The sequence below is a fragment of the Streptomyces spirodelae genome (assembly GCF_017676385.1).
In the GTDB taxonomy this organism is placed as follows: Bacteria; Actinomycetota; Actinomycetes; order Streptomycetales; family Streptomycetaceae; genus Streptomyces; species Streptomyces spirodelae.
Genome location: NZ_JAFFZN010000005.1, coordinates 127,440 through 146,036, shown reverse-complemented (window position 1 = coordinate 146,036; position 18,597 = coordinate 127,440). Strand labels below are relative to the sequence as shown.

General features: G+C 72.2%; 13 protein-coding genes. 4 read left to right on the top strand and 9 right to left on the bottom strand.

The window, feature by feature from the left end; genetic code table 11:
• A complete protein-coding gene (treZ, locus tag JW592_RS08205; protein ID WP_209264256.1) occupies nucleotides 1–1,761 on the bottom strand; it encodes a malto-oligosyltrehalose trehalohydrolase in 1,761 nt (586 codons plus the stop codon).
• A gap of 76 nt (nucleotides 1,762–1,837) precedes the next feature.
• Nucleotides 1,838–3,268 (bottom strand): dihydrolipoyl dehydrogenase, encoded by a 1,431-nt coding sequence (gene lpdA / locus JW592_RS08200; protein WP_209264255.1) that lies wholly within the window; start codon nucleotides 3,266–3,268, stop codon nucleotides 1,838–1,840.
• 125 nt (nucleotides 3,269–3,393) lie between these two features.
• Here lpdA and JW592_RS08195 point away from each other — a divergent pair, with 125 nt between their 5' ends.
• On the top strand, nucleotides 3,394–4,278 hold the full coding sequence (locus JW592_RS08195) for a LysR family transcriptional regulator (protein WP_209264254.1): 885 nt from the start codon (nucleotides 3,394–3,396) through the stop codon (nucleotides 4,276–4,278).
• 61 nt (nucleotides 4,279–4,339) lie between these two features.
• On the opposite strand, the gene treY is transcribed toward JW592_RS08195, so the two are convergent.
• Both treY and glgX read right to left on the bottom strand, forming a co-directional pair.
• Nucleotides 4,340–6,703 (bottom strand): malto-oligosyltrehalose synthase, encoded by a 2,364-nt coding sequence (treY, locus tag JW592_RS08190; RefSeq protein ID WP_229375381.1) that lies wholly within the window; start codon nucleotides 6,701–6,703, stop codon nucleotides 4,340–4,342.
• A 70-nt stretch (nucleotides 6,704–6,773) separates the two neighbouring features.
• A complete protein-coding gene (gene glgX / locus JW592_RS08185; RefSeq protein ID WP_209264253.1) occupies nucleotides 6,774–8,912 on the bottom strand; it encodes a glycogen debranching protein GlgX in 2,139 nt (712 codons plus the stop codon).
• Nucleotides 8,913–9,108: 196 nt separating this feature from the next.
• Between glgX and JW592_RS08180 the strand changes: the two genes are divergently transcribed.
• From JW592_RS08180 to JW592_RS08170, 3 genes are all read left to right on the top strand, one after another.
• The gene (locus tag JW592_RS08180; RefSeq protein ID WP_372446469.1) at nucleotides 9,109–10,434 is read left to right on the top strand and encodes a DUF5919 domain-containing protein; all 1,326 of its coding nucleotides are present in this window, start codon (nucleotides 9,109–9,111) and stop codon (nucleotides 10,432–10,434) included.
• Between the two features lie 154 nt (nucleotides 10,435–10,588).
• A complete protein-coding gene (locus tag JW592_RS08175) occupies nucleotides 10,589–11,827 on the top strand; it encodes a S8 family peptidase (RefSeq protein WP_209264252.1) in 1,239 nt (412 codons plus the stop codon).
• Between the two features lie 88 nt (nucleotides 11,828–11,915).
• On the top strand, nucleotides 11,916–13,139 hold the full coding sequence (locus tag JW592_RS08170; RefSeq protein WP_209264251.1) for a S8 family peptidase: 1,224 nt from the start codon (nucleotides 11,916–11,918) through the stop codon (nucleotides 13,137–13,139).
• Between the two features lie 206 nt (nucleotides 13,140–13,345).
• Here the strand turns inward: JW592_RS08170 and JW592_RS08165 are convergent, their stop codons facing one another.
• The 5 genes from JW592_RS08165 to JW592_RS08140 all read right to left on the bottom strand — a co-directional run bounded on the left by JW592_RS08165 (nucleotide 13,346) and on the right by JW592_RS08140 (nucleotide 18,597).
• Nucleotides 13,346–14,182 carry a sirohydrochlorin chelatase gene (locus tag JW592_RS08165; RefSeq protein WP_209264250.1) on the bottom strand — a complete coding sequence of 279 codons (837 nt, stop codon included), beginning with the start codon at nucleotides 14,180–14,182 and terminating at the stop codon, nucleotides 13,346–13,348.
• A complete protein-coding gene (locus JW592_RS08160) occupies nucleotides 14,182–15,177 on the bottom strand; it encodes an ABC transporter permease (RefSeq protein WP_209264249.1) in 996 nt (331 codons plus the stop codon). Before JW592_RS08160 ends, JW592_RS08165 begins: the two co-directional genes overlap by 1 nt.
• Nucleotides 15,164–15,943 carry an ABC transporter ATP-binding protein gene (locus JW592_RS08155; protein WP_209264248.1) on the bottom strand — a complete coding sequence of 260 codons (780 nt, stop codon included), beginning with the start codon at nucleotides 15,941–15,943 and terminating at the stop codon, nucleotides 15,164–15,166. The genes JW592_RS08160 and JW592_RS08155 overlap by 14 nt, the downstream gene beginning before the upstream one ends.
• The gene (locus JW592_RS08150; RefSeq protein ID WP_209264247.1) at nucleotides 15,940–17,070 is read right to left on the bottom strand and encodes an ABC transporter substrate-binding protein; all 1,131 of its coding nucleotides are present in this window, start codon (nucleotides 17,068–17,070) and stop codon (nucleotides 15,940–15,942) included. The genes JW592_RS08155 and JW592_RS08150 overlap by 4 nt, the downstream gene beginning before the upstream one ends.
• A 174-nt stretch (nucleotides 17,071–17,244) precedes the next feature.
• Nucleotides 17,245–18,597, bottom strand: a complete 1,353-nt coding sequence (locus JW592_RS08140) for a sulfate adenylyltransferase subunit 1 (RefSeq protein WP_209264245.1) — start codon at nucleotides 18,595–18,597, stop codon at nucleotides 17,245–17,247.

Below are 18,597 nucleotides of genomic sequence, written 5' to 3'. Positions count from 1 at the left end.
CTAACGCAGCACGGCGGCGGACTGCGGCGGCAGCCGTACCGCACCGTCCACCACGCGCGTTTCCGGCTCCCAGGCCGCCAGCAGCGCCACCGCATGCCCGGAGGGCACCCGCACCGTCGCCGTACGGTCCTCCGCGAGGTTCACCGCGACGTACAGCGGCCCGTTGCGCAGCAACAGCCAACGGCCGTCGTCGCCGTCCGCGTAGCGGACATCCGCCTCGCCCAGCGGCAGCTGCGCCAGCACCGGATGGGCCTTGCGCACGGCGAGCAAGGTGCGGTGCCATTCCAGCAACCGGGCGTGCGGCTCGCGCAGCGGCTCGCTCCAGTCCAGGCACGAGCGCCCACGCGTGGCCGGGTCCTGCGGGTCGGGGATCTCCTCGGCGTCCCACCCGTGGCGTGCGAACTCCCGCCGCCTCCCCTGCCGTACGGCCTCGGCCAGCGCGGCGTCCTGGTGGTCGGTGAAGTACTGCCAGGGGGTGCGGGCGCCCCACTCCTCGCCCATGAACAGCATCGGCGTCCCCGGCGCGAGCAGCACCAGCGCGGCGGCGCACGCCAGCAGTCCGGGCGCCAGGGACGCGGACAGCCGGTCGCCCAGCGCGCGGTTGCCGATCTGGTCGTGGGTCTGCGCGTACGCCAGGAATCGGTGGGCCGGGGTCTCGGCGCCGCCGGGACGGCGTACCGGGAGGCCGTGCCCGCGGCCGCGGAAGCTGGAGTACGTGCCGTCGTGGAAGAAGGCACCGGTCAGCGTCTTGGCGAGGGCGGCCAGCGGTTCGCGGGCGAAGTCGGCGTAGTAGCCGTGTGCTTCACCGGTCAGCGCGGTGTGCAGCGCGTGGTGGAAGTCGTCGTTCCACTGGGCGTGCAGCCCGTGGCCGTTGACGGTGCGCGGGGCGGTGGTGCGCGGGTCGTTCAGATCGGACTCGGCGATCAGGAAGAGGGGGCGCCCGGTGTGCGCGGCCAGCGTGTCGACGGCCTCGGAGAGCTGGGCGAGGAAGTGCTCGGCGCGGGTGTCGGCCAGCGCGTGGACGGCGTCCAGCCGGAGCCCGTCGAGGTGGTGGTCACGCAGAAAGGCCAGCGCGCTGCCGATGAGATGGGCCCGCACCTCGTCCGAGCCCGGCGCGTCCAGGTTGACGGCCGATCCCCAGGGCGTCTGGTGGCGGTCGGTGAAGTACGGCCCGAAGGCGGGCAGCTGATTGCCGGAAGGGCCCAGGTGGTTGTGGACGACGTCGAGTACGACCCCGATGCCGTGTCCGTGTGCGGCGTCCACGAACGCCTTGAGCCCGTCGGGCCCGCCGTAGGGCTCGTGCACCGCCCACAGCGCCACGCCGTCGTAGCCCCAGCCGTGGGTGCCGGGAAACGGGCAGACGGGCATCAGCTCGATGTGGCTTGTGCCCAGCTCCGCAAGGTGGCCGAGGCGTTCGGCCGCCGCGGCGAAGGTGCCCTCGGGGGTGAAGGTGCCGATGTGCAGCTCGTAGAGGACGGCCCCCGGCAGCGGCAGCCCGCGCCACGGGTGCCGCCAGGTGTACGCGTCGTGGTCGACGACGGCGCTCAGCCCCTCGGGCCCGTCCGGCTGGCGGTGCGAGCGCGGGTCCGGCAGTACGGGGCCGCCGTCGAGGGCGAAGCCGTAGCGGGTGCCGGCCGCCGCCGGTGCCTCGGCCTGCCACCAGCCCCGGCGGGTGGGCGAGCGGGTCATCGGGATGCCGGGAGCCGGTGGGAGATGGAGGGTGACGGTTCGCGCGGTGGGAGCCCAGACGTCGAACAGCATGCACACCATTGTTGCCCGCAGCCGTCCGCCCGGCACCCGGTGCGCTCAGCCGGGTGCCGGGCAACCGGCCGCGTGCTCAGACGTGTTGGTGCAGCCCCCGTCCCGCCATGGTCAGGAAGGTCTCGCCCACCGCCTCGCTCAGTGTGGGGTGCGGGTGGATGTGCTGGGCGATGTCCGCGGGGGAGGCGTCCCAGGCGACGGCCAGCTGGGACTCGGCGATCATCTCCGAGACGTGCGGTCCCACCAGGTGCACGCCCAGCACCCGCCCGTCCGGGCCCGGTTCGGCGACGACCTTCACCATGCCGCCCTGGCCGTGCACCATCCCCTTGGCCGTCGCGGTCAGCGGCAGCGTGTTGACGGCCACCTCGTGCCCGGCGGCCTTGGCCGCCGCCTCGCTGAGGCCGACCGAGGCGGTCTGCGGGCTGGAGTACGTCACGCGCGGGACGGCGGCGTAGTCCACCGGGCGGGGCGTGAGCCCGGCCAGCGTCTCGGCGACCACCAGCCCCTCCGCGAACGAGGCGTGTGCCAGGCCGAGGGAGGGCGGCGGGAGCAGGTCTCCGACGACGTGCACACCCGGTGCGGCCGTCTCAAGGGTGGACCAGTCGGCCGGTGGCACGTGGCCACGCTCATCCGTTGCGAGACCGGCCGTCGCCAGGTCGAGTCCGTCGGTGACCGGTGCCCGGCCCACCGCCACCAGCAGCCGCTCCGCCGTGATCACGGTCTCGTCCCCGCGCGACGGCCGCACCCGTGCCCTCACCTCCTCGCCGGTTCGCCGCGCGTCCAGCAGCCGGGCGCCCGTCAGCACGGTGATGCCGCGCTTCTTCAGCGCGCGGGTCAGCTGGCGGCCTACGTCCGCGTCCTCCAGCGGAAGCAGCCCATCCGCCGCCTCCACCAGCGTGACCTCGGCCCCCATGGAGCGGTGAAAGGAGGCGTACTCGACGCCGATGGCGCCCCCGCCCAGCACCAGCACGCTGCGCGGCAGCCCCGGTGCGAACAGCGCGTCGTCGCTGGTGACGATGTGGTCCCCGTCGGGCTCCAGGCCCGGCAGGGTGCGCGGACGGGAGCCGGTCGCCAGTACGAGACCGCGCCGCGCCGTCCACTGCTGGGTGCCCCCGGCGCCGGGCACCTCGATCCGGACGGTGCGCGGGCCCGTGAGTGCGGCGGTGCCTCGTACGACCGTCACCCCTGCCGCCGCCAGCTGGCCCTCGACCCCTTTGTGGTTGCGCGTGACGATGTCGTCGCGGGTGGCGACCAGCGCGCTCCACTCGACGCTGTCCAGCGTCGCCTTGACCCCCCACCGCTCACGGGCCTCGGCCACCCCGTCGACCAGTTCGGCCGCGTGCAGCATGGCCTTGCTGGGCACGCAGCCCCGATGCAGACAGGTGCCGCCGACCAGGTCCCGCTCGACGAGGGTGACCCCGAGCCCGAGGTGCGCGGCGCGAAGTGCCGTGCTGTAGCCGCCCGTTCCTCCGCCGATGACGATCACGTCTGTGGTGTTGCCGCTCATGACACTCACCCTCCGCCCGGTGCGGTGATGAGTCCAACGCAATAATTCTATGGTTGTGGTGAAGAATGGTCATGGCTTGCGCTCCAAGAAGCGCGGCGCCGACGTGTGGGAGCGGGTGACTGCGGGTGAGTCTGCGGCAGATGGAGTATCTCGTCACGGTCGTCGAGGAGACCTCGTTCACACGTGCCGCCGAGGCCCTGCACGTCACCCAGTCGGCGCTCTCGCACCAGATCAAGGCCCTGGAGCGGGAAGTCGGTGGCCCGCTGCTGGAACGGCTGCCGCGCGGGGTGCGGCTGACGCCGATGGGCCGGGCCTTCCTGCCGGATGCCGAGCTCGCCGTGCGCAGTGCCCGGCAGGCGCGCCGTGCCGCACGGGCCGCGGCCGGTGCGGGAGGCGGCGAACTGGAGATCGCCACCGTGCACGGCCTCGCGGTCGGTGTACTGACCAGAGCCGTCGCCAGGATGCGCCGCCTCCATCCGCGGGTGACGCTGCGGCTGCACGAGTACGCGACGGAGGACGAGCTGCACGACCGGATGGCACGCGGCATCGCGGACCTCGCCGTCGGCTACCGGACCGACGATTGGCCGGGGCCGAGCTGGCAGATCGGCGAGGAGAGGATCGTCCTCGTCGTTCCGCCCGACGACCCGCTGTGTGCCCGCGCCGGAGCCGACGGTGATCCCGTCGCACTGGAGGAACTGGCCGACCGCGGCTGGGTGCGGTGCGGAATGGAGCCCTGGATCGAGGGCACGCCATTCGTCGATCTGGTCTGCGGCCGGGCCGGGTTCGTCCCGCGGACGGCCCTGCGGGTCGAACACCCGACGACGGCGGCGCGGATGGCGGCCGTCGGCGCGGGCATCTGCCTCGTCTCGGCGCATCTGACCCCGGAGCTGGTGCCCGCCGGGCAGATTGTCGACATCGGCCCTCCGTGGCGCCGCCCGCTGACTGCCTTTTGCCGGTCGAAGCCGTCTGGGGTGGCGGAGGCGTTTCTGGATGTCCTGCGGGAAGGGTGAGCTCTACCGGGGAGGGGACGCCGGCAGGGGAGCGGTTCCCCGCGCCCCTGCCGGGGTGCGCTCATGTCTTCCTGGTCAGCAAGGCAACCGGAGCACCATCGAAGAGATGGTTCAGCGGGATGGTGCCCGTCAGCTCGCGTGCGCCGAGAGCGTCCTGCCAGCTGCCCGGTGGGAGGGCCAGCCGGGAGCCGCCCCAACCGCCGTGCTGCTCCAGGCGCAGCGAGAGCCGGGTGACCGCCGTCAGTACCGAGCCCGACCGTATGAAGGCCACACAGTGCGCGGCCCGCTCGCCCTCCGCGTACAGCGGCTCATATGTGGCCTCCGCGAGGAACAGCTCAGGACGGTCCGCGCGCAGCCGCAGTGCCGTTGCCGTCAGCCGTGCCTTCTCCGCGTCCAGCGGGCTGTCCTCGGGCCGCTCTCCCAGTTCCGCCGGAGCGCGGTTGTCCGGGTCCACCAGCGCACGGTGGACCCGCTCGGTGCCCTGGTAGAGGTCGGGCACGCCCGGCATCGTCAGGTGCAGCAGTGCGGCGCCCAGCACATTGGCCCGTACGGCGGGCGCGATTCGCTGCGCGAAACCGGCCAGCGCCCGGGCGCCCGCGCTGTCGCGCTGCGCCGTCACGAACCGTTCGACCGCTGCCTCGTACTCCGCGTCGCACTCCGTCCAGGTGGTGCGCAGCCCGGCCTCCCGTACGGCCTTCAGCAGCGCGGGCGCCAGCCGCCGGGGCGGCGGCGGGTACGCGCCGAGAGCGAGCGCGGTCTGCCAGTACACCCATGCGGTGTGGCGGTCGGGCGCACCGGAGTGCTCAGCGCGCTCCAGCAGCGCCGCCCACCGCCCGGGGCACTCACTCAGTACGGCCAGAGTGGCGCGGGCGTCGCCGCTTCGCTTGGTGTCGTGCGTGGACAGTGCCGTACCCGAGATGGGCCGGTCGCGCTGCATACGCGTGCAGTGCCCGTGGAACTGCGCGGGTGCCACCACCGGCAGCGCGGGCTCGCCGCCGACCTCGCAGGCCGACAGCAGCGGCACATGGCGGTAGAAGGCCGCGTCCTCCACCGACTTGGCGCGCAGCGCGGACGAGAGCTGCGCGAACCGTGCGGGGAACCCGGTCTCGGCCGGGCTGTCGCCTGGAGCGTCACCCATTGCGAGGCGCAGCACGGCGTCCACGGCCGTGGCCTCCTCCGGCACCTGGAAGGCGCCGCGGGCGCCCTCCGCCGCCTGTTCCAGCAGCGCGGCGTCCCGGGGCTCGGGCGTCACGCCGTGCGCCGTGTACGGCCGGTACACCGGCAGCCGCAGCAGCAGCTCGCACAGCGCCGTGCGCAGCGCCCAGGGCGCGTGGTCGCGCCACGACAGCTCGGGGGAGGCGGCACATGCCCGTACGGCGGTACGGATCAGCCGTTCGGTCTCTGCCGCCAGATCGTGCGTCAGGACGCGGTGGGCGGCGCGCCGCCGGGTCGGCTCCCACTCGCCGCCCAGATCCGCCGGTGCGCCGGTGAAGGACCGGTAGTGGCGAGCCAGTTCGACGTGTCCTTCGGGGTCGACGAAGAGGCCGTCCACCTGTCGCAGCGCCTCGTACCCCGTCGTACCCGCCACCGGCCAGGAGCGGGGGAGCGGTTCGCCGTCGGCGAGGATCTTCTCCACCACGGTCCAGCGTCCCCCGCTCTCCCGGTGCAGCCGCCGTAAGTAGCCGCCCGGGTCGGCGAGTCCGTCCGGGTGGTCGACGCGCAGCCCGTCGGCGACCCCCTCGCGCAGCAGCTGGAGGACTTTGCCGTGCGTCGCGGCGAACACCTCCGGGTCCTCGGCACGGACCGCGATCAGATCCGAAATGGTGAAGAAGCGGCGGTAGTTGAGCTCGCTCCTGCCCAGCCGCCACCAGGCCGGACGGTAGTGCTGCGCCGCGCACAGCTCGGGCAGCGGCAGGCCCTCCGTACCCTCGCGCAGGGGGAGCACGTGGGCGCGGTAGCGCAGGGTGCCTTCCTCGACCCGCATATGGGGCAGCGCCTCGTGCAGCCGTTCCCCCAGCACCGGCAGCAGTATCCGCCCGCCGCCCGCCGCCCAGTCGATGTCGAACCAGCGCGCGCTGGGTGAGCCGGGCCCGTCCCGCAGCACCTCCCACAGTGGACGGTTCAGCCGCAGATCCGCGGGGACGGCCATATGGTTCGGCACGATGTCCAGGATCAGCCCCAAGCCGTGCGCGCGTGCGGTCGCCGACAGGGCGCGCAGCCCGTCCTCGCCTCCCAGCTCCTCCCGTACGGTGCCGTGGTCGGTGACGTCGTAGCCGTGCGTGGAGCCCGGCACGGCCGTCAGGACAGGGGAGAGGTGCAGATGCGATACGCCGAGCCGGGCCAGGTGCGGGACGGCGCGCGCGGCGGCGGCGAACGGGAAGTCCGGCTGGAGCTGGAGCCGGTAGGTCGCGGTGGGCACCGACATCGGTCGCGTGCCCTCAGGTGTCATGCGCTCAGTTGCCATGTGCCATGCCCCCAGTTGCCATAGGGTCCCCTCACACCGGCCGTTGCAGCACCGCCATGCTGCGGGACTCCAGGCGCAGCGGTTCGCCCGCTGCCACCTTGGGACCCCCTCCCCGCGTGGGGGCGTCCTCCTGCGCCGTGTCGACGATCACCTCCCACTCCCTGCCGTGGTTGACGGGGATGACGAAGACCAGCGGCTCGTCGTGGGTGTTGAACAGCAGCAGGAACGAGTCGTCGGTGATGCGCTCCCCGCGCTCGCCGGGCTCCGAGATGGCGCTGCCATTGAGGAAGACGGTCAGGGAGCGGGTGTGCTCGGCCTGCCAGTCGCGCTGTGTCATCTCGCAGCCCTCGGGGGTGAACCAGGCGATGTCGGAGAGCTCGTCGTGGGTGCCGTCCGTGGGCCGCCCGTGGAAGAAGCGGCGGCGGCGGAAGACGGGATGCTCACGGCGCAGCCACACCATGGCGCGTACGAAGTCGTGCAGCGCCTGGTCGGGTGCGCCGGACCAGTCGGCGGGTGCGCCGTCGCCCGGCCACCGCACCCAGGCGAGCGGGCCGTCCTGACAGTAGGCGTTGTTGTTGCCCTGCTGGGTGCGGCCGAACTCGTCACCGTGGCTGAGCATCGGCACACCCTGGGACAGCATCAGCGTGGCGATGAAGTTCCGCTTCTGCCGGCGCCGCAGTGCCACCACAGCCGCGTCGTCCGTGGGGCCTTCCACGCCGCAGTTCCACGATCTGTTGTAGCTCTCGCCGTCCCGGTTGTCCTCGCCGTTGGCCTCGTTGTGCTTGTCGTTGTAGGAGACGAGGTCGTGCAGGGTGAAGCCGTCGTGGCAGGTGACGAAGTTTATGGAGGCGAGTGGGCGGCGCCCGTCGTCCTGGTAGAGGTCGGAGGAGCCGGTGAGCCGGAAGCCGAACTCGGCCATCGCGCGGGGGCGCCCGCGCCACAGGTCGCGCACGGTGTCGCGGTAGCGCCCGTTCCACTCCGTCCACAGGGGCGGGAAGTTGCCCACCTGGTAGCCGCCCTCGCCCAGGTCCCACGGTTCGGCGATCAGCTTCACCTGGCTGACGACGGGGTCCTGCTGCACCAGGTCGAAGAAGGACGAGAGCCGGTCCACCTCGTGGAACTGGCGCGCCAGGGTGGCGGCGAGGTCGAAGCGGAAGCCGTCCACGTGCATGTCGAGCACCCAGTAGCGCAGCGAGTCCATGACGAGCTGGAGGACGTGGGGGCTGCGCATCAGGAGTGAATTACCCGTGCCCGTCGTGTCCGTGTAGTAGCGCGGGTCGTCCGCGAGGCGGTAGTACGAGGCATTGTCCAGTCCGCGGAAGGAGAGCGTGGGGCCGAGGTGGTTGCCTTCCGCCGTGTGGTTGTAGACGACGTCGAGGATGACCTCGATGCCTGCCTCGTGCAGGGCCCGTACGGCGTGTTTGAACTCCTGGACCTGCTGCCCGCGCTCGCCCCAGGAGGCGTAGGTGTTGTGCGGGGCGAAGAATCCGATGGTGTTGTAGCCCCAGTAGTTGGTCATTCCCGCTTCGGCGAGGCGGTGGTCGGTGACCGACTGGTGCACCGGCATCAGCTCCAGCGCGGTCACCCCCAGCTCGCTCAGGTGCCGGATGACGGCCGGGTGCGCCAGTGCGGCGTAGGTACCGCGCAGTTCGTCGGGCAGCTGGGGGTGCAGCATGGTGAGGCCCTTGACGTGAGCCTCGTAGAGCACCGTGCGGTGGTAGTCGGTGCGTGGCGGCCGGTCGTCGCCCCAGTCGAAGTAGGGGTTGATCACCACGGAGGTCATGGTGTGCGGTGCCGAGTCCAGGTCGTTGCGCCGCTCCGGGTCGTCGAAGTGGTGGCCGAAGACGGCCTCGTTCCAGTCGACGGAGCCGCTGACGGCCTTCGCGTACGGGTCCAGCAGGAGTTTGGCGCTGTTGCAGCGGCGGCCGGTCCCGGGCGCGTACGGACCGTGCGCGCGGAAGCCGTAGCGCTGTCCGGGCAGCACCCCGGGCAGGTAGGCGTGGCGGACGAATCCGTCCGACTCGCGCAGCTCCACGGCGGTCTCCGAGCCGTCCTCGTGCAGCAAGCACACCTCGACGCGCTCGGCCGCCTCGGAGAAGACGGCGAAGTTGGTGCCGGCGCCGTCGTAGTTGGCACCCAGGGGGTACGCGTGTCCCGGCCAGACCTGCATAGGAGTGTCTCTTCCCCATCGACGAGTCGGTACGGCACCGCGGCGGGCGCGGTGGTCCCAGTCGTCATCTTCCCCCGTCCGCCCGTGCGGGCACCGGAAGTTGCCAGGGGTTCCGGATGCACCCCCCGGGCAGCCGCAGTAGTCTTCCTTGATCGAACAGCGGGGGCCGAGACCGGGCGTGGAAGGCGGTGCGCAGTTGGGCGCGGGAGGGTTTGAACTCCCCCCAGGCGACGGCGGTGAGGGGCCGGACGGCGGCGGTGCCGCGTCGGAGCCCGGAACGGCGGACGATCCGGCGGGCGGGCCGGGTCTGTCGGGTCCGCCCGGGCGAGGGCTGGGGGAGGTCGGGCCGCAGCCGGGCGCCGTTCCGCTGGCCCGCCCCATGGAGATCGGCGCTGACGTGGGCTGGGGCGAGGACGACTGGGCCGAGGTGCGCACCAGGGCGCAGCGCGCGGGGCGGGCCTATGTGTGGCTGAATCTCGTCGAGCAGCGGATGCGCGCTGTCGTCGCCGCCGTGCTGCGGCCGATCTACGAACCCGTGCACGGCGAGGAATGGGTGATCGCCGCGGCCGGTCCCGCCGGTCAGGAGTGGGTGCAGCGGGCCGTGGCCGTACGCGAGGTCAGCCGCCGCAAGGGCTACCTTCTCGACCCGGCAGACGACACGCTGATCTCCTTCCTGACGCTGCCGCAGCTGCGTGAGCTGATGGTGCAGCACTGGCCGTGCTTCGAGCCGTACTTCGACGAGCGACGCGAGGTGGAACTGGCGCTGGACGAGCTGGAGGTGGCGCGCAGCGCGGTGGCGCGCAACCGCGCGCTGTCCGAGACGGTCCTCGCACAGGCCGAGCGGATGTGCCGGCGGCTGCTGGAGCTGCTGGGGGCCGCGCCCGAGGGTGCGGCGGCTGCCGGACGGCTGCCGGTCGACGCGGTCGAGGAGCTGGTCGGGGACCGGTTCGCCGATGTGGTCGGCGTGCACGGCGACCGGGTGCGGCTCCAGCGGCAGCTGCCGGCCGAGGACCTGTTCGGCGGGGCGCGGCGGCTGGACGCCATCGGGATCGGGTTGAACCTGCTGGTGCAGAACTACAGCGGGCGCCGCCTGGTGCGGCTCGCCGAGGCGGGCTGCCGGGTACGGCTGCTGTTCCTCAACCCCGCGAGCAGCGCGGTGAAGCGGCGGGAGCGCGAACTGGGGCTGAAGAAGGGCGAGCTGGCCCGCTCGGTGGAGACCAACATCCTGCATATGCGCCGGGTGCGCGCCCGGCTGCGGGACCAGGGGGCTTTCGAGATCCACGTCTTCGACGAGACCCCGCGGTTCACGGCGTACATGGTCGACGGGGACGGGCCCGACGGCCTCGCCGTGGTGCAGTCGTATCTGCGCGGCGCGCGGGGTATGGAGACGCCCGTTCTGGTGCTGCGCGGGCCCGGCCGTACGGTGCCGTCCGCGGTACGCGACGAGGGGGAGGCTGCCCTCTTTCCCGCGTACCGGGAGGAGTTCGAGGCGTTCTGGGGGGACTCGCGGCCGGTGTCGTAGGTGCCCGGATGGGCACCGGCGAGGGCCGCGACTGTACTGTGTCGTGTCCGTCACAGTCCCCCAAGTCGCTTGAGCCACAAGGAGCAATCCGACAGGGTTTCGAACGATCCATCGACGGATCGCTCGACCGTACACTTCGGAGGACTCCCTCGGCATGGCACAACACGGGGCACGCCACACCAAACGCCGGATATCCCTCGCCCTCGGCGCCGCAGTCGCCGTCGCGGCGGGCGCCACGCTGCTGACGCTCCCCGCCGGGGCCTCACCCGCCGAAGGCACCGTCCTCGGCGCCGGCGCGAAGGGCGCGGTCAAGGGCGACTACATCGTGCTGCTCAAGGGCGACCCCGCCAAGGGCACCGGCGTCAGGGCAGCCACCGAGGCCGGGAACCTCACCGAGGAGTACGGCGGCAAGGTCGAGCACACCTACCACGCCGCGCTCAACGGCTACTCCGCCAAGGGGCTCAGCGCCCAGGAGGCCCGGCGGCTGGCGGCGGACGACAAGGTGGCGAAGGTCGTCCAGGCCCGCGAGATCACCGCGCACGCCACCCAGACCAGGCCGCCCTCCTGGGGCCAGGACCGGGTCGACCAGGCGTCGAAGTCCCTCAACAAGAAGTACACCTATCCGGGCAGCGCGGGCTCGGGGGTGACGGCCTACGTCATCGACAGCGGAGTGCGGGTCAGCCACCAGGACTTCGGGGGCCGCGCCGCCAACGGCCGCGACATCGTGGACAACGACAAGACCGCGCAGGACGGCGCCAACCACGGCACGCACGTCGCGGGCACCATCGCGGGCACCAAGTACGGCATCGCCAAGAAGGCGAAGATCGTCGCCGTGCGCATCCTCGGCAACGACAACCGGGGCAGCACCGCCGACGCCGTCGCCGGCATCGACTGGATGATCAGGCACCACAAGGCCGAGGGCGGCCCCGCTGTGGCCAATATGAGCATCGGCGGCTTCAAGGACTACGCGCTGGACGAGGCCGTCAAGCGGGCCGTCGCCGCGAAGATCACCGTCGTCGCCTCGGCGGGCAACGACAGCGGCAACGCCTCCGCCGCCTCCCCCGCCCGGGTGACCCAGGCCATCACGGTCGCGGCGAGCGACCAGAGAGACCGGCAGGGGAGCTTCTCCAACTACGGGAAGGTCGTCGACCTGTACGCGCCCGGCGTGGACATCATCTCGGCCAGCAACAAGAGCAACACCGCCTCGCGGTCCATGTGGGGCACCTCCATGGCAGCGCCGCACGTCTCGGGCGCCGCCGCGCTCTACCTGAGCAAGCACAAGACGGCCACCCCGGCGCAGGTCGCCAAGGCACTGACCGACGGCGCCACCAAGGGCGCCATCGCCAACCCGGGCACCGGCACGCCCAACAAGCTGCTGCGCGTCCCCAGGTGACGTCCGTGCGGCCGGGAGCAAACCGCTCCCGGCCGCACCCACGCACCCGGACATCCCCCCACAACCCACCAGGAGAGGTACCCCGCCCATGGCAACCCACGTGGCCCGTCACACCAAGCGCCGGATCTCCCTCGCGATCGGCGCGGCACTCGCCGTCGCGGGCGGCGCGACGCTCCTCACCCTCCCGGCGGACGCGGCACCGGCCGAGGGCACCGTCGTCGGCGCCCACTCCGAGGACGCGGTCAAGGGCAGCTACATCGTCCTGCTCAAGGGCGGCACCGGCGGCTCGCTCCGGGCCGGGAGCGCGGGCGAGGACCTCGCCGAGGAGTACGGCGGAAAGATCAGCCGCACTTACGACTCGGCCGTCAACGGCTTCAACGCCACCGGCATGTCGGCGCAGGAGGCACGCAGGCTCGCCGCCGACGACAAGGTCGCACGGGTCTACCAGAACCAGCGGATCACCACCACGGGCACCCAGACCAACCCGCCCTCCTGGGGACTGGACCGCATCGACCAGAAGACGAACAAGCTCGACCGGAAATACACCTACCCGGCGGCCGCCGGCAAGGGCGTGACCGCGTACGTCATCGACACCGGCGTACGCATCAGCCACCGCGAGTTCGGCGGCCGGGCCTCCTACGGATACGACGCCGTGGACAAGGACAGCACGGCGCAGGACGGCAACGGCCACGGCACCCACGTCGCCGGCACCATCGCGGGCACCAGCTACGGAGTCGCGAAGAAGGCGAAGATCGTGGCCGTGCGCGTGCTCGACGACGAGGGTTCCGGCACCACCGCGCTCGCCGTTGCGGGCGTCGACTGGGTCACCAAGCACCACAAGGGGCCCTCGGTCGCCAATATGAGCCTCGGCGGCGGCAAGGACGCGGCGCTGGACGCCGCCGTCAAGCGCTCCATCGCCTCGGGCGTCAGCTACGCCGTCTCAGCGGGCAACGAGAGCGCCGACGCCTCCACCGCCTCACCGGCACGGGTCCGCACGGCTCTCACCGTCGCCGCCAGTGACCGCAGGGACCGGCAGGCCGGCTTCTCCAACTACGGCAAGGGCGTGGACCTGTACGCGCCCGGCGTGAACATCGTCTCGGCGAGCAACAAGAGCGACCGCGGCACCGCCACGATGTCCGGAACCTCGATGGCCTCCCCGCACGTGGCCGGCGCCGCGGCCCTCTATCTGAGCGGCCACAAGAACGCCACCCCCGCCGAGGTGGCCTCCGCTCTCGCCAAGGGCGCGACCTTGGGCGCGATCGCCAACCCCACCAAGGGCACGCCCAACAAACTGCTCCGCGTGGTCAAGTGACGTCCATTCACGGTCATTTCTGACCCCCGCCCGTGCGTAACGCCGGATTTCCGGGTAAGCGCACCACAGGCCCGCCGTGCCCTTCCCCCACGGGGCACGGCGGGCTTTTCCGTGCTGGGGGTGCCCTATTGGCCGTTCGCGGGCTGCGGGCACGTTCTGGTTGCGCGCGCAGTTCCCCGCGTGCCCCTGAGGGGGCGCGTCACTCCCTACCCCAGGGGCGCAGGGTGGGCAAGCGCAGCCCCCATGCCGGGCGCGGGCAACGTGAAGGGACACCGCTTGTAGCGCTCCGCGACCACGCGGGCCACTTCCGGTGCTGCGCCCAGCACGGGGGCGAGGACATCGGCCCCGCCCTCGCGAGCCCCGGCCGCGATCCGGTCAGGAAGCCGACCAGGGGCCAGAACATACGGGGCAACCACCACCCGGCGGACGCCCGCGGCCCGCAGCCCCCGTACGGCGTCCGCCGTACGGGGTTGAGCAGCGGAGGCGAACGCAGGCCGCACGGCACACCAACCGGTGGTACGCCGCCACTCCCGCGCGATTTCAGCGATCACTGCGCTCGCCTCCGGGTCCGAGGAACCGGCGGACGCCAGGACGACGCCGGTCGTGGGCGCGGCACCGGGCGACAGCCCGGCCGCGCGCAGCCGCCGCTCCAGCGCTGCGGTCAGCAGGGGGTGCGGGCCCAGCACCTCGGCCTGCCGGACGGCCAGATCCGGCAGCGCCGAGGTCGCCTCGGCCAGCACCGCTGGGATGTCGGTCTTGGCGTGGAAGGCCCGGGTCAGGAGCAGTGGGACGGCGACGACCTCGCGTACGCCGTCCGCGTACAGCCGTCCCAGCGCTCCGTGCACCGACGGTACGTCGAAGTCCAGATAGGCCGCCTCCACCCGGACGCCGGGCAGCAGCCGCCGCACTCGCGCCGTGAGCGTGGTGACCGTCGCGGCGTGCCGGGGGTCGCGGCTGCCGTGCGCGACCAGCAGCAGCGCGGGAGGCCCTCCGGCAGCGGCGGGTGCCCCTCCGGGGGCGGTGGTCAGTGGCGCGTGGACCATCAGCGCAGCAGCCCCCGGTGGCGCAGCACCCGCCGCTCCACGGGTGCGAAGATGAGCAGTTCGATACCGATGCCCACCAGCAGGATGAGCAGGATGGCACCGAGCACCAGCGGCATGTCCTGGTAGGAGCGTCCGGTTTCCAGCAGCCTGCCCAGCCCCACGCCCAGCTCCGGCGAGGTGGCGATGAGTTCGGCCGCCATCAGGGACCGCCAGGAGAACGCCCAGCCCTGCTTGAGCCCGGAGATGTAGCCCGGCAGCGCGGCGGGCAGCAGGACGTGCCGTATGCCGCGCAGTCCGGTGGCGCCGAGTACCTTTCCGGCACGCAGGTGGAGCGGATCGATGCGGTCGACGCCCGCGACCAGCCCGTTGGCGATCGAGGGTACGGCGCCGAGGAGCACCACGGCGTAGATCGTCGCGTCCGTCAGCCCGAACCAGATGATCGCGGCGGGCACCCACGCCACCGACGGCAGGGACTGCAGCCCGGACAGGATCGGCCCGATGGCAGCGCGCACCGGCCGCACCCTGGCCACCAGCAGTCCCAGCGGCGTACCTACCAGCAGCGCAACCGCGAAGCCCAGCGCGCCGCGCGAGACGCTCTGCCAGATGACGCCGAGAATCGTGCCCTTGTACCACTCCTCGGCCAGCGCGTCCCACACCATCAACGGGCTCGGCAGCTGGTAGTCCGGCTTCAGGTGCAGCGCGAAAGCGGCCTGCCACAGGCCCAGTACGAGGACGACGGCCACCAGCGGGGGCAGCGCCTTGCGGCGTAGCAGGACCGGCAGCGGGGTGCGGTCGGTGGTGCGGGTGTCGAGCGCGTCGAGCCCCGCTTCGAGCCCCGCCAGATCGTTCCCGGCCGCTGCCTCGGCACGCTCGGCTCCGGTCTCGGCACGCTCGGCCCCGGTCTCGACGGCAGTCGGCACGGTGGTGGCCGGTGCGGTGGTGGCCTCCGCGCCTTCGGCGCCGGCTGTCTTCGGCTGTGTCTCAGTGCTGGCCATGACGGCGGATCTCCCCCCGGAGCTGTTCGGTGATCTCGACGGACAGCCCGGCCACGTCCGCGTCCTCGATCCGGCGCGGGTGCGGAATGCCGACCTCCCACTCGCGGGCGATCCGCCCGGGCCGGGAGGAGAGCAGCACCACGCGCTGGGCCAGGCGGACGGCCTCCCGGACGTTGTGCGTGACGAACAGGACGGCGACGTTCGTCTCCGACCAGATGCGGGTCAACTCCTCGTGGAGGACGTCCCGGGTGATGGCGTCCAGCGCCGCGAACGGCTCGTCCATCAGCAGCAGCTTGCTGTCCTGGGCCAGCGCGCGGGCGAGCGCCACACGCTGCCGCATCCCCCCGGACAGCTCGTGCACCCGCTTGCGGTACGCGCCCTTGAGCCGTACGAGCTCCAGCAGCCGCTCGGCCTCAGCCGGGCGGTCCGCCTTGGGCATGCCACGCAGCTTGAGGGCCAGTTCGATGTTCTTGCCCGCGGTCAGCCAGGGGAACAGCGCGTGCTCCTGGAACATCAGCGCCGGGCGTCCGCCGGGCACCTCCACGGTACCCGAGGTGGGGGTGTCGAGTCCGGCCACGAGGTTGAGCAGGGTGCTCTTGCCGCAGCCCGAGGCGCCCAGCAGCGTGACGAACTCGCCGTCGGCGACATCGAGGGTGATGTCGTCCAGCACGTGCTGCTTGCCGAACGTCTTGGAGACACCCGCGATACGGGTGGCGGCGGGTATGGGCGTGGTGACGGTCACCGGTTCACCTCCTGTAGTGGTCATGGGCTCTCGTCCCGGCCCAGCCCGGCATCGGTCACAGTGGGGCGGCCCTCGCTCCTGAGGACCCGGTTCAGCGGGTCGAGGTCGTAGATCCCCGCCAGGTCCGCGTTCTCCAGCAGGCCCACCGAGGCCGCGTCGTCCGCCTGCTCGCGCAGCGTCGCGGCCAGCGGGTCGTCCGTGACGTCGATCCGGGCGAACGCCGCGTCGAGCACCTTGTCCGGCAGCCGCTTGCCCGCGTCCCGCTGGAGCGCGTCGTTGATGTACTTCTTGGCCGGCCCGGGATGCTCGCGTATCCACGCGTTGGTCTTGACGGAGCCGCGCAGCACCGCCTCGACCGCGTCCGGGTGGTCTTCGAGGAAGTCCTGGCGCACCACCAGGTTGGTGGTGACGAACTCTCCGCCCTTCCACAGCTTCTTCTCGTCCAGCAGGGTCTTTCCGCCCTCGCTGCGGAGCTTGGAGGCCGTCGGCTCGGGCACCCATGCGCCGTCGATGCCGCCCTGCTGGAAGGTGGTGGGTATCTCCCTGTTGTCCTGCCGCAGCACCGAGGTCTCACCCTCGCCCGTCTCGTGGTCGACCTCGATGCCCTTGCCCTTGAGGTAGTGCAGCAGGGCGACGTCCTGGGTGTTGCCCAGCTGCGGGGTGGCGATCTTCTTGCCCTTGAGGTCTTCGAGCGACGTGACCTTCTCCGGGTCCACGACGAGCGAGACCCCGCCGGAGGTCGCGCCCCCGACGATGCGCAGGTTCCTGCCCTTGGACTTGACGTATCCGTTGACGGAGGGCGAGGGGCCCACCCAGGCCATGTCCACGGCCTTGGCGTTGAGCGCCTCGATCGCGGAGGGGCCCGCGTTGAAGACCTGGGTCCTGAGCCTGGTGCCGCCCAGCTCCTTCGGGATCGGGCCGCCGGAGCGCAGCCCCACCAGAGGCGTGGCGTGGGTGACGTTGGGGAAGTAGCCGACCTTCACCTCGTCGAGCCCGTCGACCTTCTTGCCGCCCACGGGCTCCGGGTCGCCGCTCTCCACGGCCTTGGAGCCGTAGCCGCAGCCGACGGCGGCCAGCAGCACCGGAAGGGCCACCAGGGCGGTGAGGGCACGCCGCGCGTGGCGTGACCTCGCAGGGCGGACAGGGGGCATGGAGGGGTCCTCTCGGTAGCGGAAGGGGGCGCGGACGGGAAGGGCGTACGGACGCACGCTCGTCACCGCCGGCATCGCCCCACTCCGCCCTGGCCGCTGCCGCGTGCGCCGCTGCCGATGCGGCCACCGGTCTGGTCGAACGTCGAGAAGACCTCTCCTGGGATGCTCATGGGCCTAGAAATCCCAGCCGTCGTCTTCGGGCGCATCGGCGGTCGCCACCTGCGCGCCGGCGAACGCCTCACCGGCCATACCGGCCGTCAGCGTGGAGCCGTCGGCAGGGTCGATCAGCAGGAAGGAGCCGGTGCGCCGGGAGCTCGCGTACGGGTCGACGGGCAGCGCCTCAGCGGTGCGCAGCACGACGCGGCCGATGTCGTTGGCGGCCAGCTCGCCGGGGGCCGGGTGGTGCGAGAGGTCGGCCAGGGTCAGCCGGGTGGGGATCTGTTTGACGATGGCCTTGACGGTGCGGGTGGTGTGCTTGAGCAGCACCCGGTCGCCGGGCTTGAGCGGCCGGTCGTGCAGATGGCAGACAGTGGCGGTCAGATCCTGGCTGGGCCGCAGCGCCGCCTCGGCGGGTGCGATCAGATCGCCGCGCGAGATGTCCAGGTCGTCGGCGAGCCGGATGGTGACCGACTGCGGAGCCCAGGCGACGTCCACCGACTCGCCCAGCGCGTCGATCGCCTCGATGGTGCTGGAGCGGCCCGACGGGTGCACCGTGACACGGTCGCCGACGCGCAGCACACCGGAGGCCAACTGGCCCGCGTAGCCGCGGTAGTCGGGGTGCTCCGCGGTCTGCGGCCGGATGACGTACTGCACCGGGAAGCGCGCCGGGTCGTCGGTCGGGTCGTGGGTGACCGGGACGGTCTCCAGGTGCTCCAGAACGGTCGGCCCGCTGTACCAGTCCATGTGCGCGGAGGGGGTGACCACGTTGTCGCCCTCCAGTGCGGAGATCGGGATGGTGGTCACCTCGGGCACGCCCAGCGAGGTGGCGTAGCCGGAGAACTCGTCCGCGATCGCGGCGAAGACGTCCTCGGCGTAGCCCACCAGGTCCATCTTGTTGACGGCCAGCACCACGTGCGGGACGCGCAGCAGCGCGGCCACGGCGGCGTGCCTGCGGGTCTGCTCGACCACGCCGTTGCGGGCGTCCACCAGCACGACGGCCAGCTCGGCGGTGGAGGCGCCGGTGACCATGTTCCGGGTGTACTGCACATGCCCCGGGGTGTCGGCGAGGATGAACCGCCGTCTGGGGGTGGCGAAGTAGCGGTAGGCCACGTCGATGGTGATGCCCTGCTCGCGCTCGGCCCGCAGCCCGTCGGTGAGCAGCGCCAGGTCCGGTGCCTCCTGGCCGCGCGCCTGCGAGGCCCGCGAGACGGCCTCCAGCTGGTCGGTCAGCACCGACTTGGAGTCGTGCAGCAGGCGGCCCACCAGGGTGGACTTGCCGTCGTCGACGCTTCCGGCGGTGGCGAACCGCAGCAGCGAGGTGGCCGCCAGCGCTTCGGCGGCAAGGGCTGTGTCGGCTGTGGTGCTCAT